19 protein-coding genes and 1 tRNA gene are annotated in these 26,841 nt (G+C 59.7%); 14 read left to right on the top strand and 6 right to left on the bottom strand.

Annotated elements, in window-relative coordinates:
* Positions 1-461 precede the first annotated feature (461 nt).
* Positions 462-740, bottom strand: a complete 279-nt coding sequence (locus BLU17_RS25650; RefSeq protein WP_092003203.1) for a hypothetical protein — start codon at positions 738-740, stop codon at positions 462-464.
* 105 nt (positions 741-845) lie between these two features.
* On the opposite strand from BLU17_RS25650, the gene BLU17_RS25645 reads away from it, so the two are divergent.
* From BLU17_RS25645 to BLU17_RS25595, 10 genes are all read left to right on the top strand, one after another.
* The gene (locus tag BLU17_RS25645; protein WP_092003200.1) at positions 846-1,139 is read left to right on the top strand and encodes a hypothetical protein; all 294 of its coding nucleotides are present in this window, start codon (positions 846-848) and stop codon (positions 1,137-1,139) included.
* Between the two features lie 486 nt (positions 1,140-1,625).
* A complete protein-coding gene (locus BLU17_RS25640; RefSeq protein WP_245747014.1) occupies positions 1,626-1,964 on the top strand; it encodes an XRE family transcriptional regulator in 339 nt (112 codons plus the stop codon).
* Between the two features lie 1,395 nt (positions 1,965-3,359).
* Entirely contained in the window at positions 3,360-3,689 is a 330-nt protein-coding gene (locus tag BLU17_RS25635; protein WP_092003197.1) for a DUF7673 family protein, read from the top strand.
* A gap of 2,237 nt (positions 3,690-5,926) precedes the next feature.
* Positions 5,927-6,454, top strand: a complete 528-nt coding sequence (locus BLU17_RS25630; RefSeq protein ID WP_092003194.1) for a hypothetical protein — start codon at positions 5,927-5,929, stop codon at positions 6,452-6,454.
* A 742-nt stretch (positions 6,455-7,196) separates the two neighbouring features.
* Positions 7,197-8,414 carry a phospholipase D family protein gene (locus BLU17_RS25620; protein WP_092003188.1) on the top strand — a complete coding sequence of 406 codons (1,218 nt, stop codon included), beginning with the start codon at positions 7,197-7,199 and terminating at the stop codon, positions 8,412-8,414.
* 21 nt (positions 8,415-8,435) lie between these two features.
* Complete coding sequence (locus tag BLU17_RS25615) at positions 8,436-9,350, top strand: hypothetical protein (RefSeq protein WP_092003186.1); 915 nt, start codon at positions 8,436-8,438, stop codon at positions 9,348-9,350.
* A gap of 352 nt (positions 9,351-9,702) precedes the next feature.
* Complete coding sequence (locus BLU17_RS25610; RefSeq protein WP_092003183.1) at positions 9,703-11,403, top strand: hypothetical protein; 1,701 nt, start codon at positions 9,703-9,705, stop codon at positions 11,401-11,403.
* A gap of 102 nt (positions 11,404-11,505) precedes the next feature.
* Positions 11,506-11,787 carry a type I restriction-modification enzyme R subunit C-terminal domain-containing protein gene (locus BLU17_RS34290; protein ID WP_218137044.1) on the top strand — a complete coding sequence of 94 codons (282 nt, stop codon included), beginning with the start codon at positions 11,506-11,508 and terminating at the stop codon, positions 11,785-11,787.
* Positions 11,788-12,034: 247 nt separating this feature from the next.
* Positions 12,035-12,940 carry a hypothetical protein gene (locus tag BLU17_RS25600; protein ID WP_092003179.1) on the top strand — a complete coding sequence of 302 codons (906 nt, stop codon included), beginning with the start codon at positions 12,035-12,037 and terminating at the stop codon, positions 12,938-12,940.
* Between the two features lie 126 nt (positions 12,941-13,066).
* Entirely contained in the window at positions 13,067-16,822 is a 3,756-nt protein-coding gene (locus tag BLU17_RS25595) for a hypothetical protein (protein WP_092003176.1), read from the top strand.
* A gap of 496 nt (positions 16,823-17,318) precedes the next feature.
* Here BLU17_RS25595 and BLU17_RS25590 read toward each other — a convergent pair whose 3' ends face one another.
* From BLU17_RS25590 to BLU17_RS25575, 4 genes are all read right to left on the bottom strand, one after another.
* Positions 17,319-19,607 (bottom strand): metallophosphoesterase family protein, encoded by a 2,289-nt coding sequence (locus BLU17_RS25590; RefSeq protein ID WP_092003173.1) that lies wholly within the window; start codon positions 19,605-19,607, stop codon positions 17,319-17,321.
* 317 nt (positions 19,608-19,924) lie between these two features.
* Positions 19,925-21,502, bottom strand: coding sequence for a site-specific integrase (locus BLU17_RS25585; RefSeq protein ID WP_092003169.1), 1,578 nt, complete (start codon positions 21,500-21,502; stop codon positions 19,925-19,927).
* Between the two features lie 179 nt (positions 21,503-21,681).
* Positions 21,682-21,758, bottom strand: a tRNA-Pro gene (locus tag BLU17_RS25580).
* A gap of 49 nt (positions 21,759-21,807) precedes the next feature.
* Positions 21,808-22,800, bottom strand: a complete 993-nt coding sequence (locus BLU17_RS25575; protein ID WP_092003166.1) for a polyprenyl synthetase family protein — start codon at positions 22,798-22,800, stop codon at positions 21,808-21,810.
* A 287-nt stretch (positions 22,801-23,087) separates the two neighbouring features.
* Between BLU17_RS25575 and rplU the strand changes: the two genes are divergently transcribed.
* The 4 genes from rplU to proB all read left to right on the top strand — a co-directional run bounded on the left by rplU (position 23,088) and on the right by proB (position 26,166).
* Entirely contained in the window at positions 23,088-23,399 is a 312-nt protein-coding gene (rplU, locus tag BLU17_RS25570; protein WP_006025184.1) for a 50S ribosomal protein L21, read from the top strand.
* 26 nt (positions 23,400-23,425) lie between these two features.
* Positions 23,426-23,689 carry a 50S ribosomal protein L27 gene (gene rpmA / locus BLU17_RS25565; protein ID WP_092003163.1) on the top strand — a complete coding sequence of 88 codons (264 nt, stop codon included), beginning with the start codon at positions 23,426-23,428 and terminating at the stop codon, positions 23,687-23,689.
* A 166-nt stretch (positions 23,690-23,855) separates the two neighbouring features.
* Complete coding sequence (gene cgtA / locus BLU17_RS25560; RefSeq protein ID WP_092003161.1) at positions 23,856-24,959, top strand: Obg family GTPase CgtA; 1,104 nt, start codon at positions 23,856-23,858, stop codon at positions 24,957-24,959.
* A gap of 88 nt (positions 24,960-25,047) precedes the next feature.
* Positions 25,048-26,166 (top strand): glutamate 5-kinase, encoded by a 1,119-nt coding sequence (gene proB / locus BLU17_RS25555; RefSeq protein WP_092003159.1) that lies wholly within the window; start codon positions 25,048-25,050, stop codon positions 26,164-26,166.
* A gap of 87 nt (positions 26,167-26,253) precedes the next feature.
* Here the strand turns inward: proB and BLU17_RS25550 are convergent, their stop codons facing one another.
* Positions 26,254-26,823 (bottom strand): CNP1-like family protein, encoded by a 570-nt coding sequence (locus BLU17_RS25550; protein ID WP_092003157.1) that lies wholly within the window; start codon positions 26,821-26,823, stop codon positions 26,254-26,256.
* Positions 26,824-26,841 lie beyond the last annotated feature (18 nt).

Genomic DNA, 26,841 nt, shown 5'->3' with positions numbered 1-26,841 from the left:
ATCACCCGTTTGCCAGACTCGCGACCTCCTGGCCATAGCTCTACCGTTACCCGGAGCATGGTCTTAGCTTACCCACTGCCTGGCCGACCACACGCTGCGCACAAGATGAATGGCATTAGTGTCTGCCGCTACCGGCACGCACTCACTTAGGCCTGCTTTCGCCCAGCCGCCTCCTCGGACTGGGTCATGCATCCAGAAGCCTCTGGCAAAGTCTCCGCGTACGTCCACCACCAGTCGGAGACCGACTTCGTCCGGTGTGCTCACCCGAGATACGAGAGCGAGCAGGATACATGGCTGTGCAGGTACGCGGTCATCTTCCGACTCCTTGTACAGCGCGAGCGCCGAGGTAAGCGCATGCCGGTATTCTGGCGTCGGTCCAGCGACGCCGAGTGCGCAAATCTGCTCTTGGCGTACGCCAACTACATGGGACACCAGCACAGCAAACTCGTACTCTTTGCTCACTACTTTCCTCCGTTGATTTTGTAAACGCGCTCAGCGAGCGCAATCGCGTCTTCTGGTGACATTGGCAGCGGCCCCTCCGGTGCTACGCGTTCTACCCAGTAACGCAGGGCGATAAGAAGCTTCGCATCCGCGAAGTTGAGGTCGAGTGTTTCGAGAACCCGCTCCAGCGATTCCGCTGGTTTGCAACACGAATAGACGGCATTAAGTGCAGCGCGTAAGCGCGTTGACTGCATCAGCTCCCTGTTGCGGGCGTCGCGTATCAGGTCATCGTATTGCACACGGTGCTCCAGCATCGGTTGTCGTCACCAGATGCTAGCATAAGACGGATAAAAGATTCGGACTACAGACTTTGTTGCAGCGTGCAACTAAGGTGGGAGACGCACATGAAAGTGCAAGACTTACTAGCCTTATTAGCGCAGGTAGACCCGCAAGCGGAAGTGCTTTTCTTAGGTCAGTACGCTGACGCCGACGAGGCAGACGCTGTGCGTCTTGTTGACATCCGTCGAGAGGCCTGGACGCATGAGCGCGGGAGGTATGGCAACAATGAGCCCTACGAGGCTTATTACTCCGGTAAGCCGTGCGAACGTGACAGCAGTTATCGCGACGTTGTTACCAAGAGCGTTAGGGTCGTCATGCTGTCAGCGGGGCCTACCAACCTTCTCGAGACCAGCGTATGAAGGTGCGACGCCAACACCGCTTCAAGCGCCACTTCGTATCGCCTGCGGCGATGCACTTGATTGAGCAGATTGCGCGCGCTGTCGTTACTGGTAACGCTCCTGACATTGCTCGCAAGCTTCAGCGCCTTAGCAACCGTCACATCGGTGAAGTCGTGAAGGCGGCATTGCGCCCACGAGAGTAGGCTGTTTTACAGGCGTCTCTATATGAACTAGACCAACAACAAGCAACACCACATGACACCAGCAGCGCTTGCAATCAATGGATGGCGGGGTAGTTTGTGGGAGCGCTGGCGTCAAAAACCCGGAGCGATTTTGACGTCAAAACTTGCTTTGGAACGGCAATGACGCGGTACTCGAGTTACTCATAAAGATGCTAACGGAACAGCCCTCGACGTTAAATTCTTTGTTTATGTATGCAATTCGTAGGTTTTATCTATTTGTATGCCAAAGACTCCTAAAGCCTTGTACATGCTGCCACCGGCAACCATGGCAGCCATCGAAAGCCTCGGGGCTGACTTGGCAGTTGCTCGCTTGCGCCGCAAGGAATCACTCAAGACTTGGGCCGGACGCATGGGTATCTCTGTCCCGACGCTGCTTCGCATGGAATCAGGGGACCCGGGCGTAAGCATGGGCATTTATGCCACGGCGCTTTGGCTTATTCAGCGCGACGGCGCGCTTCGAGAGTTGGCTTCGCCCGAGAACGACCGAGGCGCGCTTGAGCGCGACGTGCGAGCGGCAATGGACCTAGGCAAAGCGCGGGCAAATGCATCAGCGGAAGCACGACTAAAGCGCGGACAGAAGCGCGGCACTGAAACCGAAGACTAGGACGGCGCTGACTAAACTGCGCGACTAGACCAAGGCCGAAATACACCGAGCCGAGTCTCATGCCGCGCAAACCCGCCCAACCTGGCGCGAAGCGCCAAATGGCATGTCCGAAATTGGGTCGTCGCTTGCCGACGTTGGTGGCAACTTGACCACGCTCGCCCAAGTGCGCCCTTTTCTGCAAAGCTACAGCGCGGAGTGACACACCGATTTTGACGTCAAAATTGTCGAGCCCGCTGCACCGGCGGCGGACTTTGGTCGCACGTTCGGTGTCGATTTCGACGTCAAAATTCATGACGAGCGGGGCAGGCGCGGTGCTTAATGCCGTTAAGCAATTTTGACGTCAAAAGTGATGCGACTCGGTGTGCTGCTCGTGAAACATTGCCCGCGATTTGCCTTGAAAATAGGCGCTACGCCTTACGTGGCGTGCGATTGGCATGTTCCGGAATCGCTCGCGAAATCGCGTGAAACAATCAGTGCTCAGATGCTGTCGTTACGCATCGTTAAGTTATGACGCTCAGTCGCGTGCGATTTTGACGTCAAAATTTGTGCGACCGTGGGGATAAACTGGCGAAATACACGAGGTGTCACAATCACACGACGCCTCCTTTGCCAACATCTCTCGTCGCTTCCATCCGCTCCGCTGTGTCCAGCAGCTCTGCAGAACCCGTCTTTGTCGGCAGCGTGCCCATCCTCGACATTGACCGCAAGCGCGCAGCGCATGGCCGCGGACCGACCGCTCTTTAATGAAGAATCAGACGACCCTTGGGGGCGTCGAGAGGACCAGCACTGCCGCTTGGCGATGCTCGACGAAAGCGTCTATACGAATCTCAGAGGTAACAGGGTAACGTCAGTAACAACAATGGGAGCTCGTCGTTGCTACGTCTCGTGGGTGGCATGGCACCCAAGCTGACGAGACGACTTGCCTTATTTAAAACCGTAGCCCTACAGGTGGAGTCGGAGGAGAGGGCTCAATACCCCGCGGCCGATTTTTGCGCCAAGCGGGTAGCTCATGGGCGAAACCTGGGAGTAAGCAGCCAGAGGGTGAGCGGCGGGACGCGCATGTCTCGAATAGTCTGGCTGTGCTGCGGCGGAACCGCCTGACCGCAGTGCCCCTTGCGACGGGTCGGCTCCGCAGTCCGATACCAAGTGGGGTAAAGCTCGCTTCTCGGCTTCCGCCGGGTAAGGGGGGAGCTTTGCCCCAAACTCAAGGTACTCACCACAGTCCGTTAGAGAAAAGCTTCCCTACGGAAATACGGAGCTTCTTTTGAAAACCGTATGTGCAGGCGTCTTGTGCTCGTTGCGCTCTACGGAAACTGGGCGACGGGCCACACTGTCCGGTGCGCGAATAAACGCTGTCGCTAAACGACGGACCAGAACATCAACGAGACCTCTCACATGTTTTCTCTGGAGCTTTCTTCTGATTTTGCCGATGACATCGGCGCCCATGCCGTTCAACGGCTACTGGAGGTTTGTCGCCATGAAGGAGGCGGGACACGACCCATAGCTGATTTTCTCGTCAGCCTACACAACAGTTCCTATGCCACTGTCGACGCGTATCAGCTATGCCGTCGACTCGACGATGAACATTTCCTGGACGTCGTCACTGTACTTCGCTGGTTTCGTGACGCGCCCTACAGATGCGATTTGCAGGATATTTTCGTCGACGGGCCGCGAATCATGGCGGACTTGATGGAGCGCTTCGACTTGAACAGGCATCGGGGCTAGTAGAGGAAAGTCAATTGCCTTGGTATTGTCGCCTCGCTGGTTGCACGTGGCACGGGTCACGATTGCGCAATTCTCTGGTGAGGCGCAGTGCGCTTGATGTGAGCCGCCGAACAGGTGGTTTAGAAATGTGCAATATGCAAGATGAGCGATTGTGCTTCCCGTTGCCGCCGGACAGGCGGTGTACGACGGTGTTGAAGAAATAGCCCGCCTTCCGGCGGGCTATTCTTGCCCGTTGTTTTCGCGAGCCCTGATTTTCAGGAAGGAAACCGGCGGCGGAAAGCCGCCGGTCGTCCGAATGAAAAATCAAGGGCAGGGCGCGAAGGCCCTTCGCTCATAAGAGCATTTCCCTCGCCTTCACTGATGGTTCGTCCGAGGTACCATCCCCGGCATCCATCCCATGGTGCACCTGTCATCCCCGCCTTGGTGCCACCCTAAGCGGGGTATCCAGACAGGACCATGGTCGGTGGGCGTCTTGTCATCAACGCCCGTTCCTCTTGAACCCGGTGCCACCCGGGCTCTCGTTCATCACTGAGTCTCGTCACGACTCTTCCGACTCGACCACTGTGATAACAGTGGCCGGCCGCTCAACCGCACGCTCCAGTTTTCATCCCGGGACTGCTCCGCCATTGCTGGCGGCCCGGCCTTCATTGCGAGCAGTTGTCTCATAGGCGTTGGTTTCCGGGGGAGCCACTTTCCCCGGACCGCCGCCCATTTCGTGTTCGTTAAATTTGTCGAGCTTGTCGAGCAGACCACCAGTCCCTCGCGAACCGTTTTGCTTTCGGGCGCATCTCCCGATTTCGCACCCCCGAACCCATTAAGCGGGGTGCTACTCATCGCAACGTTCTCGGTTCACTTCCAGGAATTCCAGGCACTGCAGGCCCTAGCTGGTTCTTACTCTCCCCATGCCCTCGCGGGCACTTACACGCTTTTGCTCTCAGCGAGGCGAAGCACTTCCAGGCGCGACCCTGGTCATCCTTCGCTCCCGTGCCAGACTCCTCCACCGATTCTCGCTCGGTTTCATGTCCGGCCCAGCAGGCTTCGACCCATCAGCAATGCTGACCGGCCTCGCGCTGCCCTGCCTGTCTACGTGGGGGCCTTTCGTCGTGCATCTGCGCCTTTCCAGGGGCAACAGGTAGCACGCCGACGGCGGGCTTCGACATCGTGAATCACGATGCCATACCGCATTCGACAAATCAGGCGCTTGCACCGGATGATGAGTCCGGTGGTCACAGGCTATCGCCCCAGTTGCACTAATGCGCAGTCTGGCCGTTTCCGAATCGCACGGGTTTCCAGGTCTCTCCCCATGAAGTAGAGGCGGAGGATTACTCCCAACCCAAAGGTTGGGGATTACTCTCCGCCCCCCTTCCGGCACGTGACGGGCGCCCTTTTTAGACGCATCACGCGCTGCGGCATCGGTGGCAAACCGATGAACGCCGGAAGAAATGACGAGAATGTGAGCAAGGTCGGTTGGCGGCCGACGTTTGCTCACTGCTGACGATGAACGTTTTGCAATGGCTGGCGTTGGCGGCGCCGCTGACCCTGTGCGAAGTGTTGGCACATCTCGCAAGAAATCCTGCACCGTATAGCGCCTGAAAACCGATGGCCCTCGTCGGCAGCGGATGCGCTACGGAGCGATAGACAGCACGTAATTGCCTGTCGACAACCGAGTCTCTGCTGTCTGGACAGGCGGGAATTTGCTGTCTGACGGACAGCAAATTGCGATTCTCGCGAATCGCGAAAATTCTTTCGACCGTGCTCGGCGACGCCGAGTTCGTTCGAAAAAATTTTTATGGGTTCATTGTCTGGTTCCGTACGCCATGTCTCCAGACGGTACGTAGCGCAGAAAGGTGTCTATACGGGACATGTCTGAGCACAAAACCCTTAATGGAGCCTCAATGTCCCGAATAACACCCCCCCTGGAACTGCCTGTACCACGAAACGCGACCGCCTTGATGCAGCAGCTTCAGCTACTAGTCGGAAAAAACAAGCACCGTTTTTGGTGTGGTGGAGTCATAGACAGCCACAAACTTCCTGCTTTCGTGGAAAAGATGGCGTCGCGTTATCCCATTACACGAAACAAGCGGCAACGCGACTATGACATGCAACGGGGTCGCGCTGTAACCCACTTCATTGCCTTTGCGTCGGACGGAAAGGTTCATTGGTGGCTCCTCTCACGTCCTGGAGCGGGCGGCCTGGCGGACCCATCATCCCCAGACGCGCGAGTCGCACGAGACGCCATGTCCGCTGACGGTCATATCACTTTCGGTGACTACGTCCTCATGTATGCGACGAAAACGGTTCTTCACAAGGTCGACGACAAGAAGACCGGCAAGCCGAAGACGATTCTTTCCGATAGCTCAACGTGGACCTGGAAGATGCGGTCCCAGGTCGTCCGCGAGATTCGAGCGAGCATCACGCAGTGCTGCAAGCATATCGAGTACGGCGCGGAGGGGAACGACATCCGTCCGGGATGGGGGCTGCGCGGTCTGCTCTGGGCGACACGCCAGCGACCGCAATTCGCGGGTGTGCGTAACGAGACAATTGAGCTTCACCGAGAGGCACTTGATAGCTGGGCGCCACAGCAGACGCTCTGGCGGAGCAGGCACCCCGACCTCGTCGCTCGTTTCGGCGAACGAGCGGGCGCCCTGCTGTCAATGAAAGAGCTACGTGAGGTGCTTCCCAAGTTTGGTCGAATCGTCGTCTATGGACCAGGCTCTCAAGTGCTGCGAGACCTTGGTGCCGACGAAGGGCTGCGCGGGCATTGAAGAAATGAGCAGAAAAACAGTGCGAATCAAGAAGGGCAGGGGAAACACACGGGCTATTGTGCGCCATGTTTACAGCAAAATCCACGGGCGAACACCTCCCGTAAACATCGCGAGCATCAGGATAGATGCTGACCCAGACGACTTCCAAGCGTCGATTCGGATGACTCGGCCTACGAAGGCCACTGCTTGGGTGGACCCCGCTCTACGGAAGCTGTATCAAGATGACCTCGATTGCATACGGGCGTGGTTGATTCAGAACGGGGACCCGAAGGCCGCGGCGCGACGTCAGGCCCGCTTTGAAAGCATCGCGCGTCAAGCGCGGAAGCGGGTTGAAGACGCGTCAGCCGCCGATGGTAACGTGTTGGTGCGACTGCCGGGATTGTTGAAAGAGGCCGGAGTTTTCCTCTCCGACCGGCATAAGGAGTATGCGGAGAGGGAAAGAGACTTTTGGGCTGACCACCGCTCTCTCTTTCGCTGCATCGTCGAAGCATACGAAGCCTTTCATGAGAGCGCGAAGGTCGTTGGTCTGGTCAAGGGAAGCAGGGCGCGGGGTTAAACGGCGATACGACCAACGGCCTTGGTCACGCTAAATAATCCGGCTACGCTGCCGAAAACCAGTTATGCCCGGCTTGCCGCCGTCGCCGACTAGCTCTCTTGAATTGCTAGTCTGCGCAATTGATAGACTGTTTTATCGTCGCGGTGGCCCGGTCTCGAACACGACGTTACGCAACGGACTCCGCGAATGGCGACGGCACCGAAGTACCTGCAAGGCCAAGACCTTGAATCGACCGTACGAAAACTCATCGACGGTCACGAAGAACTGTACTGGGCCGTGGCTTGGGGCTCAATGAGCCCCTTGGCAAAGCATTTGCTGAGCAACGCTGCCAAGGTGAAGCGGTTCGCGATAGGCACGCACTTCCACCAAACCGACCCCGACCTCCTGCAGGCACTGCGCGATGTCCCGGGGGCGCGCGTGGTTCCGAACAGCAGTGCCGGGACCTTCCATCCCAAGATTTACCTTTTCCGAACTGCGAGCAAGTTCTCGCTTGTCTTGGGCAGCCCAAATTTCACGCGAGCCGGCTTCGGGATAAATCACGAGGCAGCGCTGTATGTCGAGGGCGACACGTCAGACGCCCTGTACCGGGACATCCTCCATGCCATTGAGTCTGCCTGGACCGAATCAAACTACATTAGTGAAGACTTCCTGAGGGCTTATCGCCTGAAGCATCGAGCTACCCAAGCCGCACGAGCCGACTTGGAGAAGGACCTTCCAATCAACATGCCGACGGGAGATTCTGAATACCGCAATCTCCTGGATGACGAATGGTCCGAATTCATCGAGCGTGTGAAGTCGGACCCCCACCATGACGTCGAAGGGCGCGTCGGCATAATGGACCATGCACGGGTCTGGTTTTCGCAGATACCGCGTTTCGCGGATATGACCGAGGGCCAGAGAAAGGCAATTGCTGGCACATATGCGCGCAACGAGAGTAAGCCAGCAGAAGTGCCGGACCTGGACTGGGCATGGTTTGGCTCGATGGTCGGAGCGGGCGTGTTTAAGAGTCTGGTGAAGTCTCGCCCGGAAGGCTTCAGCGCTGCGTTAGATTTCATTCCGCGCACTGGAAGTATCAGTGAGAATGATTTTGAAAGATTCAAAGGTAGGTTTCTGGAGTCGTTTGAAGATGCGGAGCGCGGGGGCGGCCTGGCAACGGCCAGCCGGCTACTGGCGTTGAAGCGCCCTGACTATTTTGTGTGCGTCGATAGCGCAAATAAGGACAAGCTGTCCGAGGCCATCGGGGTCAGGAAGGCGTACCTGACCATCGACACATACTGGACTCACGTGATTCGACCGCTGTTGTGCAGCCCATGGTGGAACGCAGAGCGCCCCGTTGATGACCTCGACGGGCGTATCTGGGACTCAAGAATGGCGTTCATTGACGCGTTCTGCTACGAGCGATAGCAGGCGTTGCGGGCTTCTGACATGCTAGACGCCGACCGCGGTGAGCTCTTTCTCCGTGAATGCCGAACCTTGGGCGCGCTTTGCGCCCAGTACGGTTTTCGCCGAGACGCCAAGGTGCCGCCCGAGTTACTGGCAGCTTTCGACACCTACCGTGGGCCCAAATCCAAGCCGCGCTATTTTTTTACGAAGTGGGTGGGGCTGAGAATCAACGCGGTCAAGCGGGGCTTCATTGTCGACTCTTCAGTCACACCGACAACGCTGCGCGAAATTACCGGGACGCATTGTCCCGTTTCCCACGCTGAGTTTGTTTTCAAGGGGCAGTCTCCGGCCAACCCTTCGCTCGACCGCTTATTGAACGATGGCACCTATGCACTGGCCAACCTGGCGGCACTGACGCAGCGTGTCAACAGGGCCAAGAGCGACAAGAGCTTCGAGGAGATTGTCGAGATTGCACAATGGGACGAAACCGTCGATGGACTCCTGCCCAAGGAGTGGGCGCGCCTGGCTTCTCTTGTGTACGGTGGTTGGTGCGCTGCGACCGGCGAACAGCAACTGGTCTTTCCGCTCGCGGTGGTTCCGCCACGACACCTGTTTACGCCCACCGCTCAGATGGTTCAACTCATGCTGATGCGGTGGTGCGGCGACGACGGATATGACCAGACACGGCATCAACTTTTGGCGCATTTCCGAGCTTGCGCCGCATCCTTGCATGCGAAGCAGTCGTTTGACCGGATGGTCAAGCTGATTTTTCCCGCCATCCAGTCCGAGCAGCATATCGCCGATATCTGGCTTCAACCCACGTTGTTTGAGGCCTTTCTTGAGTGGTACCGGGATAGCCACGAACAGGTCGAGGCCATACTGGGAGCAACACATCGGCGTCTGCACGCCAGTATAGACGAGAGCAAAATCGTCGCGGCGTGGGACCTCGAAGTCTGAGCGCTGTGGCGCTTCGCAGTGGCGGCAGCGCGGCGCCACAGCGCGCGATTCCTCTGATTGCGATTCCTCAGTAACAAGGGTAACTGGGTAACGGTATCTGACACGTCCCTTAAGTTCTTCCTTCACCCGCCGTATACACAGTGCTGGGGGCGACCTGCCCCCAGCATGCTCTTTCAAAATCCGGAAACCGAAACCAACACTTCAGCAAAGGAGGTGTGGTGCCAACGGGGTGTTGCAACCCCTCAGCTGTCCTGGCTGATGCCTCGTGCCGCCTTTCGGCGGCCGACCGATGACTACTTCATCCATCAACCAATGGGACGCATGCGCGTTCCAAACTGCAAAGAGGACATGTATGACCACCATCATCAACGCTAACGGCACCCCCCTGCAATCCGGCAACATCGCTGCTCGAGGTGGCTATGTGCCACTCGGAACGCTGGGAGCAAAATGCGTCGTGCTGAGCGAGCTCACGAAGACCGTCGTCAAGCTGTCACCTTCTGAAATGAAGGAGATGGAACTGAAGACGCTTTGTGGTGCGGACTGGTGCGAAGAGCGCTATGCGCGCCTCCATCCCAAAAAAGAGGTTGTCTTGTTTGACCACCGCGCGCTCGCGACCGACATCATTCGCGACTGTCAGTCCAAGGGGCCATACGTCGAGTCCTACGAACGTAGGGCTGGTGTCTGGCTCATGAACGACGGTCAGTTGGTGGTGAATGGGCGCGAGTTGTGGCGCCCGGATGGGACCCGATTGGAGCACGGCATTCACGAGAACAGGATTTATTCTGCGAGCGGGGATGTCGGCTTTGACGCGTCTACTCCGGAGGCGACGGACGACGAGGTCGAACTGATTCGGCGGGCTTTCTCGGGTATTGATTGGCAACAGCCAATCGCGCCTGAATTACAGCTTGGCTGGCTTGGTGTTGCCTTTGTCGCTCCTGCTCTTCGACGCCGAAGCAACCTGTTTCTCGGCGGCCGTCATGGCGTCGGGAAGTCGACTGCGCTTGAGTTGACGAAATGGTTGCTTGGCCCGGTTGCGCACGCGTGTACAGGTCCGCAGACAATGGCCGCTTTTTATCAAGCACTTGGAGGTACCGGCCGCGCAGTGATTCTCGACGAGTTTGAGGCTGACCCTTCGCGGCGTCATACCAAGGACACGCTTGAGATTGCACGCATGTCCTACAGCCTTCAGGAGGGAGACGAAGGAATTGTTCGCGGAACGCCTGGCGGCACGACACGGAGCTATCGCTTTTACAGCCCGTTTCTGGCAGCCGGTATTTGCCCGGGCAAGATGGAGCCAGCCGACCTTTCACGCTGGGTCATTCTGGAAGCGAAGTCCCGCAAGGCCGACGCAATCCAGTTGACTGAAGATGAGGCCCGCCGATTGGGGCCACGTCTCGCTCGTCGCTTCGTCAGTCGCTGGAGTGTATTCCAGGCATCGGAGAAGGTTGTGCGCGAGCGCATCCTTGCCGCAGGTGGCGATGGCCGCCTTGCGGATACAGTCGGTACGCTGCTTGCGTCATACTGGGCATTCGTTTCTTCGCAGCCGGCGACGGCCGAAGATGCGGACGTGCTGGTCGAGATGCTCGACATCGAGTCGAGTATCGGGGCGCATGCTGTGGCTGACGAGACCCGTTGCCTGGAGGCGCTGCTTACTCGCGTTCTGCCTTTCAAGTGCATGGAGGCAGACGCGCTGGTTACCCGCAACCTTTCAATTTCGGAAGCAATCCAGCGGGTCTGTGAGGACCCGACGGGCAATCCGGAAATCGTCGCTCAGCTGGCCCGCATCGGCCTGCGCGTGGCGACGGTAAAGGGTGCGTGGAAAGTGTTCGTCGCCAACAGTCCTGAACACCAAGGCCTTCGCAGGGTGTATATGGGCACAAAATGGGCGACCGGCGGGTGGTCGATGGTTCTGCGTCGACTGCCCGGTGGAGAAGAAAGCACGCAGCGTTTGGGGGCAGGGTTCCCTGCCTCCAAGGTGACGGTTTTCGATGTGCCGCAGGACCTCCTGCCGGCACAGAATGATTTTGAATTTGGGCAGCTCTTGGCTGCGTGATGGTCAGAACGGCGAGTTTTCCGACAGACTCGCCGTTTTTTTCTTCGGCGCAGCTGAATTTGTCCGACGGCGGGAAAATCCAACCCACAAACTGTGCGATAAATACGAAGCCGGCCGGATTCGGTATCGAGGAGCCATTGTGGAACAACAAGCGCTGTTTTCAGCGCTTTCATCAACGGTACAACCGCTACGCCGAACCAGATTGAATTTATCAACCTGATTGTGCAGGAACTGACCCAGAACGGCGTCATGGAGGCGGACAGGTTGTTTGAGTCGCCGTTTACAGACCTGAATGTTCACGGGCCGTTCGGTGTTTTTCCTCAGGCGACAGTGACGCAGATAGTGCAGGTGCTGAGCGAGATTCGGGAGCGGGCGGTGGCCTGAAGTCGGCGATTGGGGTCGCGATGGCAGAAAAAGGCGGAATGCGAGACCGGAAGCCGCCTATTGTTCACTTCACGATGGTTTCATCCGGTTGGTTAGGCGGGCGGGCGAGTACTAGTCTGTGTACCATTCGGTTTCCAGCGAGGAGAAAAGCAGGACAGGCAGAATCGCAAATGGTTCGTGCTGCGCAATGCCGGGAAGCGCCCGCAATGCGTGGGGCATGAGCAACACACAATGGATGTGAGCACAAATGTTTGGCATCGATGTCGACAGGCGTCTTTTCTACGAGGGGTCTCCTTCATTGTATGGCTTTGGTGTTTGGCCGTCGCCATTCGCCTCTGTCGCGACGCTCATTTCTCAGGAGGGCGACTGGGACGCTATCCCGAGCGGGACTCCCGATTTGGCGTGGGCGAAGCTCATCTTTCGGGAGGATGCCTTTGACCCGGTAACACGCGTCCGTCGCGGCAGACTCTATCAGCGCTTTGACACACAACCCGCCGCGTGGCATGTGCAACGGCATCCGGCTGCTCCCCTCGAAACTGGCGGCGTCGATTTGTCGGGACTTTTCGTCAAGAATCTCTACACCTATGCTCCGTGGTTCGGCCCAGGCGATGTCGCCAGGGGGCACAGCCCTGCTCTCTTTGCCCTCGGCGTTCGCGAAAGCTACACGTTGTGGACTCTTTTGAGCGTGGAGCGGCTATCGACGGGCGAGAACCTGGTGACGTTGCGTGCTCGTTCAAGTCTTGGCGCGATGCCTGACCTCGACGATGCTGCGATACCCGCAGCCGGCGTCGACGATATCCACCGGCAGCTTGACCGCGTATCTGATGCCGAACATCGACAAGGGCCGGAGGCCATCATCGACGCGTGCCGATATGCGGCGCCGGCGGCAATAGGGTTGTGGTTGGCCGACCGGGACGGTGACGCGCAGTTCAGGGCTGTGGATTTGAATGAGCACATCAAGCACCTCGAACGAGGCGCAAAACCGATGGCGCTACTCATCAATGCGGCGAAGATTATCGCCCGGCTGCATGCACGCCTAAAGCCCAATGAGGAATTTTCCCGTGGAGCCCGCCGCCTGACGGAGGCCGATGCAGAAGCTGCATTAGCCTCGATGGGATTGATATTGCGGGAGCTCGGTTGGGCGAGGGCATAACGAAGAGTGGGCCAAGGCGGCCGTCGACGCAGGTCGCGTGCGGGTAGGCGCGACCCTGCTAGCAATCTACAGGACGCTCGCGCTTGTCGGCTTTAGTTTTCAACAATAAGTGTATGAGGAAGTGAGATGCGTTGGGTCACGGCGACGAACCTGCAACAGTGGGCAGATACGCTTCAGGCTAGAACCAGTTTCCCCGCGCTGGTTGCCGACTTAATCAGGGCAACTGCGGCAAACATCTCAGATATCCGTTTTCCAAACGGGGACAAGGGGCAGGTGCGAGGCTTCGATGGCGTGCTGGACGCGACGGGGATGCCAACATATGTCCCGGATGGAAGGTCAATCTGGGAGTTCGGCGTCACGGAAGGTGCGGCCGGAAAGGCCGCCAGTGACTACGAGAAGCGAACAAGGCAGGTAGACGAGGCTGCGCGCAAAGAGACGACATTCGTTTTCGTTTCTCCAAGGACGTGGGATAACCCCACGGTGAAGTTGCCAGACTGGGTACAGGCGAAGCGCGAGCAGGGGGCCTGGAAGGACGTCAAGTACATCGATGGGGCGATGCTGGAAGACTGGCTGAGCACATGTCCCGCAGTTGCTGCCCGCTGGGCGAGATACGAGCTGAGACTGATGCCTTCGGCAGGGGCGCGCAGCATCGATGAATTCTGGGAGGAATTCTCGAACAGATTTTCCCCTGCGCTTGTCGAGGAAGTTCTGCTTGCCGGTCGAGAGTCGCAAGGCGAAGAGCTTTTGCGCGGACTCAATGAAGGTACCGCCAGGCTTGCTTATGCGGCTGATTCTCCCGATGAGGTGCTGGCTTTTGCCGTCGCAGCGATTCGTCGGGCTGAGCCGTCAGTACGCTTTTTTCTCGAAGCGCGAACTTTAATCGTGGATACCGAGGACGCGGCGCGTGCACTTGTCGGCAAATCGGGGCTTATCTTTCTGCCCCGCGGGCAGGCGAGGGGGATTGCGGGCCTGCTTTCCCAATACGGTCCCACCGTCGTAAGTGCAGGCGCGGACGAAAAGCGGTCGAATCATGTCCTGCTCAATCGACCGCATAGCTCAGCTCTCGGCAAGGCGTTCGTCGCCATGGGGTTCACCGAGGAGGAGGGGTACGACATCGCGAGACGCTGCGGCCGCAGTCTGGCCGTCCTGGCACGCCAGAGGCCAAGCGGGACCGCTGAACGGCCGGAATGGATGGACAGCGCGGAGCCGTTGTTGCCGGCGTTGCTGGCGGGCGCCTGGGTTTCATCAGGCAATGCGGACCAGGCGGTTCTCTGCACGCTTGCCAAGTGTGCCGAATATGAGGTGGTCGAAGCTCCGCTGCGGAAGCTCGCGAAGCTGAAAGACCCGCCAGTGGACCATGTAGGCGACGTATGGACCATGCGGTCATCTGTGGACGCCTTTGTACACCTCGGTCATCTCATCGGGCCAGAACACCTGCGTCAGTTCTCAGCTGCGGCGACAAGAGTTTTCTCCTACATCCCGCCGGCACCAAAGGAGGATGAGCTGTTCCGGCCGCTGGCTGAGAGACAGGACGCCCACAGCAACTGGCTTCGTGAAGGGATGATGACCATGCTCCTGCACATGGCGGTTCTGCATGAGCAGGCTGATTTCACCGTGCAGGGCACGACACCTCAAGAATTTGTGAATGGTATCGTCCGAGGCCTGCCCGGTCTGTCAGGTGACTATCGGCTACTCGCGAGTCTGCAAGATAATCTCGCCCTGCTCGCGGAGGCCGCCCCCATCCCTTTTCTTGAGGCCCTCGAGCGTCTGCTTGAGGGCGACGCCGCGGCAATCAAGCCAATCTTCGAAGAACAGAAAGGCTTTCTCACTCCCCGGACTTACTACGTCGGGCTGCTATGGGCATTGGAGACACTGGCTTGGGACCCAGCACTTCTGCTTCGTTCTGCAATGTGCCTCGCGCGTCTGACAGCGATTGACCCGGGCGGGTCGCTTTCCAATCGCCCCATTAACAGCTTGCGCGCCATCTTTCTGTCATGGTCGCCCAATACCGGTGCCCATGCGAAACAGAGAACAGCGGTTCTTGCTCATATCGTCAGGGCGGTCCCTGCCATCGCCTGGCCGTTACTTACAAAGCTTTTGCCTCGGTCGCACGACACATCAAGTCCAACCGCTACGCCGAAATTCCGTGAATTCGGTGCCGCCGAGAGGGAAGCGCTGACATTTGGCGTGGTCTGGGAGAGTCAAGCAGCAGTTGTCCGTCTTGCTCTGGAGCACGTTGGGCAGGAACCAGGTCGATGGGAAACCCTCATTGGTGCAATGAGCGAATTTCCCCCGGAAACGCTGGACAGCATGCTCAGCGCGCTGGACTCCGTGCTAGCCGAGGTTACCAGCGACATCCGCTTTCCGATATGGGACGCCTTGCGCAAGGAGGCGAATCGGCACCGCGCCTTTGCCGACACAGACTGGGCCCTGAGACCTGAGGCGCTGGCCCGAGTCGATGCTGTTATCGAAAAGTTCAAGCCGGATGACCAGTTGCTTCAGAGTGCGTGGCTCTTTGACGACTGGATGCCGACGGTACCCGGTGTGGCTGCCGATGCAGAAGACCCAATGGCGCCTGTCGATGCAGCTCGCTCCGATGCCCTTCGGGCGATTGTTGCGAGCAGCGGCGTCCAGGGACTGGTTGACCTGGCGAAGCGCGTAAAGCAGCCACACAGCCTGGCCATGTCAGTACAGACGCTGCAGTTGCCTAGAGAACAACTGGCGAAGCTGCTGCGGTCGACGGTGGAGACCGGCGATGGACTTGATATCGTAAGCACGACAATCATCGCCGAAGGATTTATGCGCTTCGGCGACAGTTTTGCCGGCGATGTCCAAGATACGGTTGCCGCACTCGACGTAGAGCCAAGGCGCACGGCGCGCCTCTTGACCGGGCTGGACGAGAACATGCACACCTGGCGCGTGGTCAGTTCGTTTGGGCGAGACGTCAACGAGGCGTACTGGGCGCAGAAGCACTCATACTCGATAAAGGGAAGCACCGAAGAACTTCTGTTTGCCATCGAAAGTTACGCGTCCCGCGGTCGCCCGATAGCGGCTATTGAAGCCGCCGTTCGTCGCCTGAAAGAGGTTACGTCCGATGTGCTTTTGCGCCTGCTCGATTCTGCGATACCAGAAATTAACGCATCTCAAGGGCGGGGAGGGACCATGACCGCCTATTACCTGGAACAGGTATTTGACGAGCTGGAGACAAGAGGCGATGTCGCTCCCGAGGAGCTTGCCAAGCGGGAGTTCGCCTATCTACCGTTCTTCGGTCGGAGAAAGAAACCCCTCACCTTGCATCGACTGATGGCGGAGCGGGCAGGGCTGTTCATGGAAGCAATTTGTGCAGTTTTTAAGGCGGCAAATGCGGAAGCGAGAGAGGTCTCGGAGAACGAAAGGCGCTTGGCAGTAGCGGCATATGACCTGCTCGAAGGCCTTCGGTTAGTTCCCGGTCAAGCGGGCAACGATATTGATGAAAAGGTCCTTCTGCAATGGTGCTACGAGGTGCGCGATTTGGCTAAGACTGTGGACCGCGTGGACGTTACAGACGGGCGGATTGGACACTTGCTGGCGCATGCACCGGCAAGTTCCGTCGACGGTGCGTGGCCACACCAAGCCGTACGGTCTGCCATCGAGAGCATCGCGTCAGACAAGTTAGAGAATGGATTGGCGATTGAGCGCTTTAACATGAGGGGCGTATACGGCAAAGGCATTGGCGAGGGCGGGGACCAGGAGCGGGAATTGGCTAAGCAGGCTCGCAATTGGGCTGACACCACGCAGGATTTCCCCCGTACGTCCGCCATGCTGATGCGTATCGCCGAAGGTTGGATGCGCGATGCAGAGCGTGCCGATGTCGATGCTGCGAAGCAGTCTCTGCGCAGTTAGACACCAGGAGCGCTCGGAGCAAGAAAGGTAAGGCCAACGCCGACTGATTTCGGTCGGCGTTGCGGTCACGTGCTTGTAGCCCGCAGGGTAACGCGGGTAACGGGCGTAACTGTGGGCTAACCCGGCATGGAAGGCTCGAAGGCGACCTCATCGAACCTGTGTGCCGTGGAGGGGAACAGCGCGAGGCACTTTCGCAATTTTGGCAATGGCGAACCTCGCCAGGTGTGGGCGCAGGGCAGCCCGTTGCTCACAACGGTCCGCCGTAGCCGTGTGCCTGATGTTTCTTATCGTTTCTTTTTCGGTACAACATATACGACGCCGTCCCTGACAACCGTGTGTCGGTCTCTGGCTTGATTGCCCTTGGACACATCACGGCTTCGCGCGACCTCGCTCTGCGCCCGCAGGCGTAAAGTGTTTACGGCATCTTGCGACGGGCCAAGCAGCGTCGGCGCAAACAGCCGGCCAATCTTGGGGGTCATCATATGGCGTCTTCCGGTCAATGTTTCGTGAGTATAGCCTGCCTAATAAAACTTTCCGTTTGTTGCCGTACGAGAGCATGGAAATTCGACAGGGCTGCGTCTTCGCCCGTGTCCTGCATCTTCAGGTGCCCGCCGTCGCCATTAACCAGCGCGCACATGACCGCATAGGGCGTTCGTGACGGGTCGTTGTCCGACCACAGCGGGAACGCAATTGCTGTGCCGATGCGACCATCCGTCCCAGGACTCTTGGTGTTTCCGTAGAGGAGGTGTCCGGGCGCCGGCGTCGAGAGCTGCTGGGAAAGCGGTTGCCGGTCGAAAACCGTCATCTCGCCGAGCTTCAGCGCACGACCGGGAAGGCCAAGGCCATATCTGAATTGGAGTATGAGTGCCGTGTCCTCAATAATTTCCCCTGCGGCGCCCACTAGGGTCAACTCGCATGACGAGCGGTTGTAGGCGTAAAGCGCAAGGCTGATTTCGTCGGTTCGCTGCTCGGCCTTGAGCTCGTCGGACGCAATAGACTCGCAGGCGGCGAGCAATTCCATGAACATGTCGCCAAACGCTTCCGTGGCATCCTGGAAAGCATCCCCAATCAAGGCTTCTTGATAACGCGCGGCATGTCTCGATGCGGGCTCAGGTGCGCTGGCTGGGACACGCCAGTAAAAGCGATACTGTGAACCAGGCTTCGGAGCCCTCACATGTGCCAGCAATGCCGGCGCCGTTCGGATGTGGTGGAAGTTGTCCGAGGGAAGGTCACGCCACGGAGATTTACTGTCGCTTCGGACCTGGAAGACGGAGCCGGCCGGGATTGCCGACGCGGCAGGAAAACGAAGTTGCAGGGTCAGGTGTCGGACGACGATGTCCTGCGGAACGTCGAACTTCATTTCTTCGATGAGCGACGGCACCTCTTCCAGGTACATCTGGAAATACTGGTGTGCGTTGAGTGCAAACGCATTGGTTATCCAGGTTCGCAGATGGAAATCCACGCCGGTCGCTCCACACTTGAGCGAATCTGGAACAAGGGCGAGGCGGGTGGACGTTTCATGCGTGCTCGTGGTTTCCTCAATTTTCGACAAGCTCGGCGTCCCACTCGAATGAACGGCAACTTCGAACGGCTCAACCTCGCCGTTGTCACATTTCGCGCGAAACACGCCGGGCAGTTCCCGCAGCGCCTCGCCTAACGCTGTCAGGCCCGAAAATTCACGCACGACCACACTATCACCGAATTTGGTAATTTCGGCAGAGGAGAGCATGAAGTCGCAGCCAGCCTTCGCAGTCGACCCAGCCATCGACAAATCTCTCGACTTGTACTGGTCGCTAGAAGCAAGACTTGCAACGTGACGCCGGTCGAAAGTGCCGCCTGGTTTGGCCTCGTAGACATAAATCTCGACACGCTGGTCCTCATCCACCTCCATCACGTTAAAAGCGTGAGACGCCCCGGCGCCCTGTGAGGAAGTCCCCGCTGCGACGACGCCAATTTCGTGGAAGTCCTGATTGGGTTTTCGAATGGATAGCCGGGAAAAATGCGAGTGGTGCTTGTGACCGTGCAATACGAGAGGCACTCCCGCCTTCGTAAGTTCCGCCAGCAGAGTGCCGGCATTTTGCATGATTAGCTGTGGCTCTGATTTGGCGTAATACGGAATCGGCAGCGGATGATGATGGACCGCGGCTACCCAGAATATGTCATTCGCGTGAGCCTTCGGGTCTGTCATGTCGGGAGCCTGGCTGACGGCGCGAATCGCGTGAATGGCGTCCTTGCGCAGCTTTCCCTGCGCACTCCAGACTGGTACAGACGCAGAGTCGAATGGTATGACGCCGAGTTTGATTGCCGGGAACGCCTGAGGTGTTGAGCGATAAAGGTCACCGTAGGTGCGCTTGAAGTCTCGGGTCAAGCATAGCCTCAGCACCAAACCCGCTGCGCCGACGCACGCGAACGGCGCCCAATACCACGGCGAATGGAAACTGCGCCACGCGAGAATCGCACCTGTCAGAAGCAACGCCAACGCTATCCACGTCAGCCACTGAAGAGGAAGTACACCACTAAAGCGGGTATCGTGGTTGCCAGGTACAAGCAGCATTTCCACTTCATTGCCTGTTCGCTCACGTAGCGTGTTGCGAAATGAGGTAAGTTCATTGAAAACTTTAGGGACTTGCCAGCGCCAGGGCGAATTGACAAGGTCTCCGGTGACAATGACGATATCCGGGTGGGCAGCCACGGCCTTTTCAAGAGCGTCGTTCCATTTATCCTCCTGGAATCCCCGGCCGAAATGCAGGTCCGACAGGTGCAGGATTGTTCTTTTGGATTTCATTTGAAAGTTGGCCTCGGCTAAGCCAGAAATATTAGCAGGCTTGAGGGAGATTTTTCTGCGGACCTGCTTTGCCGGAATGCGGGCTGTCCATAAGGGTGCGAGGCGCAATTGGGCACATCATCTCTTGCCGGTTATTTGTCTTCTCCTCCGGATATGCGCATCCTGAGCCGCCAGCACGGCTGCCGGTTCACGCGAATACGGTCTGGTGCAACGCTAGGCGGCCTTTTCTTTGCATCCAATGAGGTAGCCGGGTAACAAAGTGAATAGCAGCCGAGGCAGGCGACGCCAGTCATGACCGATGGTGCCGCCTCCTGTGGCTAGTCAGCACGCCTGAATGCAATTACGTTCGACTGCGGCATATCACCGGTATCGCGCCCGGGACCTCCATCAGTATTTGACGCGACTTCTACGCCAAAGTCTCCGGCAATCGCCGCGAGCGTAAGTCCGGTGCCCGCGCGCAGGCGCCGGCGGCCGCGATGTACCACCGTCAAATCGGATTGCCGAGCCTTCACGCCAAACGCCGCGTCCAGGCGGTCGGCGAGCTGCTTCGTGCACAGGTGCGCATAGCGCAGCAGCATGCGGGTGTCGCGGTGCCCCGAGAACGCCTGCAGGTCCACCAGCGAAAACAGCCCGGTCTCGGCCACGCGCGAAATGCCCTCGTGCCGCAGGTCGTGGAGGTGCAGGTCCGCAAGGCCCGCGCGTTCCGTCATCCGCGCCCAGGCGTGGTCGAGCGCATCGGTGCCGAGCGGAAACACGCGCGCCTGGTCGCGCGGCAGCATCGCGAGGATGGCAATGAGGTCGGCCCGCAGGGGCAGTTTCCTTGCCCGGCCGTTCTTGGTTTCCGGCAGGTATGCGGTCTGCCCGTCGAGGTCGACGTAGTCCCACGTCAGATTGAGCGCCTCGCCGCGGCGCGCGGCGGTCATCACCTGGAACGACACGAACGCCTCGTACAGCGGGATGTGGTCATGGCCGGCTTCCGCCTGCGCGCGGCAGGCGACGAGCGCAGCCTTCAGGTGGGCCTTCTTCCGGTAGGTGGTGGACAGCCGGGCCGCGGTGTCGCGCGCGGGCGCCATCAAGGCTTCGGTGTGCAGGTCGATGGAGCGCAGCCCGTCCTCCTCGCGCGCCGCGGCGAAGAGTCGCGCCTCCTCGCCGGGCTTCAGGCGACGGTCGCGCTCGTTGAAGTAGCGGGGACGGCGCACGCCCGTCATCGGGTTTTCGTCGACGCGGTATTTCCAGACGGCAATGGCGACGTTGCAGATGGCCGACAGCACGTCGACGTCGCGGTCCACCGTTGCGGGCGCCACGATGTCGAGCCGGTCGCGGATATAGCCTTCGATGTCCGTGGTCTGCACCTGCGCGAAGGGCTTTTCCATCCACTCGAGGCCCGTCGCGGGCTGGCGCATCGCGCCGCGCGCCGTGGTGGCGCGGCCGGTCGCGGCGATTTCGGCGGTGCGCTGCTCGATGCGTTTCGCAAGCGTGCCGCTCACGTCCTCGAGCCAGCCGCGGCACTTGTACTGCTCGACCTTCTCCCAGCCCTTGTGCTTCGGACCTTCCTCGGCCATGTAGCGCCGGATGAGGTCGACGAACGTGACCTGGTGCGCCTTCGTGTAGTCGCGGAAGAGCCCCCGCCTGCGCTCCTGGCGCAGCGTCTCGACCATGTCCTCGGCCTCGGCAACCGAGCGGGCGGTGTGGTTCTGGTCGGGGTAGCCCTTCTGGCGGATGCGGATTTCGATGGTGTCCTCGAACTGGCCCAGGGTCGGCTTCAGTTTCTGTGCGACGAGGCTGGCGTGATACGCCTTCGCGTCGGCGAGGCGATGGAACGGAAATTCGCGGTAGTGCGCGTCGTTGTTCCTGACGCTGACGAAAAAGCGGCTGCGGTTGGTGATGCTGGCCATGTGGGGCGGTCTCCGAGGAAAGGAAGACCGTGTAGGCCGGCAGTTTTAGATTTCGCGGGACCGGGGCGCAACGCATTCCGTCAGGGGGAAATTGCCGCAAGATTGCCGCAAAGCGGCCCGCCAAAACAAAAACCGCCCGGCGATGCGGGCGGTTTGTCCTTGATTTACAAGGGGAATTCTGGTCGGGGTGAGAGGATTCGAACCTCCGGCCTCTACGTCCCGAACGTAGCGCTCTACCAGGCTAAGCTACACCCCGAATTTACTGCTGGACTCTTCAACCCACTTGTCTTGCTCATTTGCCTTGATTAAGACTGGCGCGTCGTCGAGTAAGAACATAATTCTAGCAGGCTATCTTTGTAAATGGAAGAGGGGAACGCTGAAATTGCATCGGCGGCGGCCTGCGCCTCGGCTCGCGCGCATTGCAGCGTATGCTCGAGCGCGCCCGAGCGCGTGATTGCCGCGAAAATGTCGTCGAAGCGCGTCGTGCCGCCATGCTCGATCGCCTCGCGCGCGAGCGCGGCTTCCTCTGCGGTGCCGTGCTCGATCAGCCAGATGAGCGGCAGAGTGGGTTTGCCTTCGCGCAGGTCGTCGCCGGCGTTCTTGCCCATGGATTCCGGCGTGCCCGTGTAGTCGAGCCAGTCGTCCATGATCTGGAACGCCGTGCCGATGCGCCGCCCGTACTCTGCCGCCGCTTCCTCGATTCGGGCATCCGCCCCCGAAAGCACCGCGCCGAGCTGTGCGGCCGCTTCGAAAAGCTTGGCGGTCTTGTAGCGGATCACCTGCATGTAGCGGTCGGTGTCCACGTCGGCGTCGTGCATGTTCAGGAGCTGCAGGACTTCGCCTTCGGAGATGATGGTCGTGGCGGCAGAGAGGATCTCCATCACACGCATCTTGCCGACGCCCACCATCATCTCGAACGAGCGCGAATAGAGGTAATCGCCCACCAGCACGCTGGCGGCGTTGCCGAAAAGCGCATTCGCCGTCTGGCGGCCGCGCCGCAGATCGGACTCGTCGACGACGTCGTCGTGCAGCAGCGTGGCCGTATGAATGAACTCGACGACGGCCGCGAGCACATGCCGGTCCGTGCCGCGGTCGCCGAGCGCGCCGGCCACGAGCAGCAGGAGTGCCGGACGCAGCCGCTTGCCGCCCGCGCCGATGATGTACTCGGAGATCTGGTTGATCAGCATCACCTCGGACGCCAGGCTTTGCCGGATGGCACGATTTACCTGCTCCATGTCGCTGGCGATAGGGGCAAGCAGGGTGGCTGCGCTGGGGGTGGGGGTGGCGGTGGACGACATGATGGCAAATGTGGGTAGTGCCGCGGATTATAAGGCGAATCGGCTGAGTCCCGGACGCTGCCTTGCCGTCCGGCGGATGGTGCCCTCTATTTCCGCGTTGCCCGCGAGGGCGCACGGGCGCTGGCGCTATGCCGTATGGATGGCTGTCGGGCCCGTCTGACGCTGGATGCGGCCATCGCGCTACGCGCTTGCATTGCTTTTGACCGCGCAGCTAACTCTATGTATAATCGACAGTTTCCAGACGCGCAGTGTGTCTGGGAAAAGATTAACTCAGAGTGAGGTTTTCAATGTACGCGGTCATAAAAACCGGCGGCAAGCAGTACAAGGTTGCCGTTGGCGAAAAACTTAAAGTAGAACAGATACCGGCTGACATTGACGCAGAAATCACGCTCGACCAGGTTCTCGCAGTGGGCGAAGGCGAATCGATTAAGTTCGGTACGCCGCTGGTCAGTGGGGCTTCCGTCAAGGCCACCGTTGTGTCGCACGGTCGTCACGCCAAAGTGACCATCTTCAAGATGCGTCGCCGGAAGCACTACCAGAAGCATGGCGGCCACCGCCAGAACTACACCGAACTGCGCATCGACGCGATCAACGCGTAAGCGCACGCAGGTAAAGGAGCAAACACATGGCACACAAAAAGGCAGGCGGCTCTTCCCGTAACGGCCGCGATTCCGAGTCGAAACGACTTGGCGTGAAGGTGTATGGCGGCCAGGCGATCCTCGCCGGCGGCATCATCGTTCGCCAGCGCGGCACGCGCATGCACCCGGGCAACAACGTTGGCATCGGCAAGGACCACACGCTCTACGCGCTGGTTGATGGCCACGTCACATTCTCGACCAAGGGCGCAGCCAACAAGCACATGGTCAACGTCGTCCCGGCAGCGGCCTAAGCTTTAGACCGCTCGCAATCGACGCAAGGAAGGCCCCGCGAAGTTTGCGGGGCCTTTTGTTTATCCAGGGCTTTTCAGGGTTGCGGGCGTCGTTGGCCGTTCGGCCAGGTTGGCCAGTTTCGGCTGCGGCGGGCAAAATACCGACATTCACGGGACGGAGTAACGCATGAAGTTCATTGACGAAGCGAAGATCGAAGTCATCGCCGGCGATGGGGGTGATGGCAGCGCGTCGATGCGACGCGAGAAGTTCGTCCCGTTCGGCGGGCCGGACGGCGGTGACGGCGGGCGTGGCGGCAGCGTCTACGCGGTCGCGGACCGCAACATCAACACCCTCATCGACTACCGCTACACGAAGAAGCATCAGGCGCGCAATGGCGAGAACGGCCGCGGCTCGGACTGCTATGGCAAGGGCGGCGACGATATCACGCTGCGCATGCCGGTTGGCACGGTCATTACCGACCTCGACACGGGCGAGCTGATCGCCGACCTTACCGAGCACGAGCAGTGCGTGATGGTCGCAAAGGGTGGCGCAGGCGGTCTCGGCAATCTGCATTTCAAGTCGTCCACAAACCGTGCGCCGCGCCAGAAGACCGATGGCAAGCCCGGCGAGCGCCGCATGCTTAAGCTGGAACTCAAGGTGCTGGCCGACGTCGGGCTGCTCGGCATGCCGAATGCAGGCAAATCGACTTTCATCGCTTCCGTTTCGAATGCAAAGCCGAAGATCGCCGACTACCCGTTTACGACGCTCGCGCCGAATCTTGGCGTCGTGCGCGTGGGACCGAGCAAGAGCTTCGTGATCGCCGATATTCCGGGCCTGATCGAAGGCGCAGCCGAGGGCGCCGGCCTCGGCCACCAGTTCCTGCGTCACCTGCAGCGCACGAACTTGCTGCTGCATCTGGTCGACCTCGCACCCTTCGACGAAAGTGTTGACCCGGTTGCGGAGGCGAAGGCGATCGTCGGCGAGTTGCGCAAGTATGACGAGACGCTCTATGAGAAGCCGCGCTGGCTCGTGCTGAACAAGCTCGACATGGTGCCGGAAGAAGAACGCGCCGCGCGCATTGCCGACTTCGTAAAGCGCTTCGAGTGGGACGGTCCCGTCTTCGAGATTTCAGCGCTCACGGGGCAGGGCTGCGAGAACCTCTGTTACGCGGTGTACGACTACGTCTCGGCGCACTCGGACGCGCGCCGCGCGGCCGAAGCCGAAGACCTCGCCTCCGACGTGCGCTTCCGCGACGAGCAGGGCGGCGGCGCCGCGCAATCGCAGGAATAATTTGCCGCATTGGCCGGCGCGCGAGCCGTGTCGGCTCTCCAGGAAACTTCACGCGTCATCAGTCATTGGATTTGGGAGACCGCGCAGCATGCGTTCCGTCATCGCCGATTCGCGGCGTCTGGTAGTGAAAGTCGGTTCGAGCCTCGTCACCAACGACGGCCGCGGGCTCGATCATGCGGCAATCGGCCGCTGGGCCGCGCAGATCGCGGCGCTGCGTGCGCAAGGTAAAGAGGTCGTGCTGGTGAGTTCGGGTGCGATCGCCGAAGGCATGCAGCGGCTTGGCTGGACGAAGCGCCCGCGCGAGATCGACGAGCTTCAGGCGGCCGCGGCGGTCGGGCAGATGGGGCTCGCGCAGGTGTATGAAAGCCGCTTCGCCGAGCATGGCATTCGCACCGCGCAAATTCTCCTCACGCACGCCGATCTGGCTGACCGCGAACGCTATCTCAATGCGCGCTCCGCGCTGCTCACGCTGCTGCGCCTCGGTGTCGTGCCGATCATCAACGAGAACGACACCGTTGTCACCGACGAAATCAAGTTCGGCGACAACGACACGCTTGGCGCGCTCGTCGCGAACCTGATCGAAGGCGATGCGCTCATCATCCTCACCGACCAGAGCGGGCTCTATACCGCCGACCCGCGCAAGGATCCCGGCGCAACGCTCGTGCGCGAAGCCGACGCCGGCAAACCGGAACTCGAGGCGATGGCTGGCGGCGCGGGCTCGAGCATCGGCCGGGGCGGCATGCTTACCAAGATCCTCGCGGCCAAGCGCGCCGCGCACAGCGGCGCGAACACGGTGATCGCGAGCGGCCGCGAGGCGGACGTGCTCGTGCGGCTTGCCGCAGGCGAGGAGATCGGCACGCAGCTCATCGCGCGTACGGCGCGCATGGCGGCGCGCAAGCAGTGGATGGCGGATCACCTGCAGGTGCGCGGCCACGTCGTGATCGACGACGGCGCCGTGCAGAAGCTCACCGCGGACGGCAAGAGCCTGCTGCCGATTGGCGTGGTCGGCGTGCAGGGCGCGTTCGCGCGTGGCGAGGTGATCGCGTGCGTGAATGGCGAAGGCGTGGAAGTGGCGCGCGGCCTCACGAACTACAGCAGCGCCGAAACGAAGCTGATCCATCGGCATCCGAGCGGCGAGATCGAGGGCATTCTCGGCTATATGCTCGAGCCGGAACTGATTCACCGCGACAATCTCGTGCTCATTTGATCGTTGCGAATTACGAAGCTAAAAAAGCCGCTGCGACCCGAAGGCCGCAGCGGCTTTTTTCATGCACAGGCGAAGGGCGTGGCGGTTTTAACGCACCAGCGACGACTGCGTGCGGCCGTAGCGCAGGTTCTCGACGATCGTCGGCACCTTCGCGACCGGCATCTTGTTCGCGCAGAAGTAGTCCTGATAAAGCCTCGAGTGGTACGCGTTGAGCGTGCCGTTCTCGATGCGCGACCAGTTGTTCGCGACGGTCTGGTCCCAGCCGTTGTGATCGGCGTCGAGGCTCGCGTAGAGACGCCATTCGTAGGTGTCGCAGCGAATGCCTTCGTAGTTCACGTTGCGCGCACCCGTCGGGCTCGTGATGACGACGGTGTAACGCACGACGCCGTCAGTGCCGACCATGAGCGAAGCAGGATCGATGGCGAACTTCAGCGGCGAATTGTTCGAGACGTCGAACGGGAGCAGGGTCGCCCCCACCTGTGGCAACGGCGGCAAGCCTTCGAGCTTGTTCTCCTGCCAGACACCTTTGCGGTCCAGCAGATAGACGAACGCGCTGTCGTCCTTGTTGGTGGGGCCGGAACTGGAGCATCCCGCCAGTCCCGCCAAAAACAGCACGCCGCCTGCGGTGCAAACCGCAGCAAGAGCAAATCGTTTCAAATTGGTTTTCCTCGAAGC

Origin of the sequence: Paraburkholderia lycopersici (genome assembly GCF_900096975.1) — a bacterium.
GTDB classification, from domain to species: Bacteria; Pseudomonadota; Gammaproteobacteria; order Burkholderiales; family Burkholderiaceae; genus Paraburkholderia; species Paraburkholderia lycopersici.
The sequence above is the reverse complement of the archived record's forward strand: the minus strand, read 5'-3'. Positions and strand labels throughout refer to the sequence as shown.

Bases quoted from the DNA above. Each gene is read 5' to 3' on its own strand.
- BLU17_RS25645 (WP_092003200.1), top strand. From the start codon at position 846: ATGAAAGTGCAAGACTTACTAGCCTTATTAGCGCAGGTAGACCCGCAA.
- BLU17_RS25640 (WP_245747014.1), top strand. From the start codon at position 1,626: ATGGCAGCCATCGAAAGCCTCGGGGCTGACTTGGCAGTTGCTCGCTTG.
- BLU17_RS25635 (WP_092003197.1), top strand. From the start codon at position 3,360: ATGTTTTCTCTGGAGCTTTCTTCTGATTTTGCCGATGACATCGGCGCC.
- BLU17_RS25630 (WP_092003194.1), top strand. From the start codon at position 5,927: ATGTCCGCTGACGGTCATATCACTTTCGGTGACTACGTCCTCATGTAT.
- BLU17_RS25620 (WP_092003188.1), top strand. From the start codon at position 7,197: ATGGCGACGGCACCGAAGTACCTGCAAGGCCAAGACCTTGAATCGACC.
- BLU17_RS25615 (WP_092003186.1), top strand. From the start codon at position 8,436: ATGCTAGACGCCGACCGCGGTGAGCTCTTTCTCCGTGAATGCCGAACC.
- BLU17_RS25610 (WP_092003183.1), top strand. From the start codon at position 9,703: ATGACCACCATCATCAACGCTAACGGCACCCCCCTGCAATCCGGCAAC.
- BLU17_RS25600 (WP_092003179.1), top strand. From the start codon at position 12,035: ATGTTTGGCATCGATGTCGACAGGCGTCTTTTCTACGAGGGGTCTCCT.
- BLU17_RS25595 (WP_092003176.1), top strand. From the start codon at position 13,067: ATGCGTTGGGTCACGGCGACGAACCTGCAACAGTGGGCAGATACGCTT.
- BLU17_RS25590 (WP_092003173.1), bottom strand. From the start codon at position 19,607: ATGAAATCCAAAAGAACAATCCTGCACCTGTCGGACCTGCATTTCGGC.
- BLU17_RS25585 (WP_092003169.1), bottom strand. From the start codon at position 21,502: ATGGCCAGCATCACCAACCGCAGCCGCTTTTTCGTCAGCGTCAGGAAC.
- BLU17_RS25575 (WP_092003166.1), bottom strand. From the start codon at position 22,800: ATGTCGTCCACCGCCACCCCCACCCCCAGCGCAGCCACCCTGCTTGCC.
- rplU (WP_006025184.1), top strand. From the start codon at position 23,088: ATGTACGCGGTCATAAAAACCGGCGGCAAGCAGTACAAGGTTGCCGTT.
- rpmA (WP_092003163.1), top strand. From the start codon at position 23,426: ATGGCACACAAAAAGGCAGGCGGCTCTTCCCGTAACGGCCGCGATTCC.
- cgtA (WP_092003161.1), top strand. From the start codon at position 23,856: ATGAAGTTCATTGACGAAGCGAAGATCGAAGTCATCGCCGGCGATGGG.
- proB (WP_092003159.1), top strand. From the start codon at position 25,048: ATGCGTTCCGTCATCGCCGATTCGCGGCGTCTGGTAGTGAAAGTCGGT.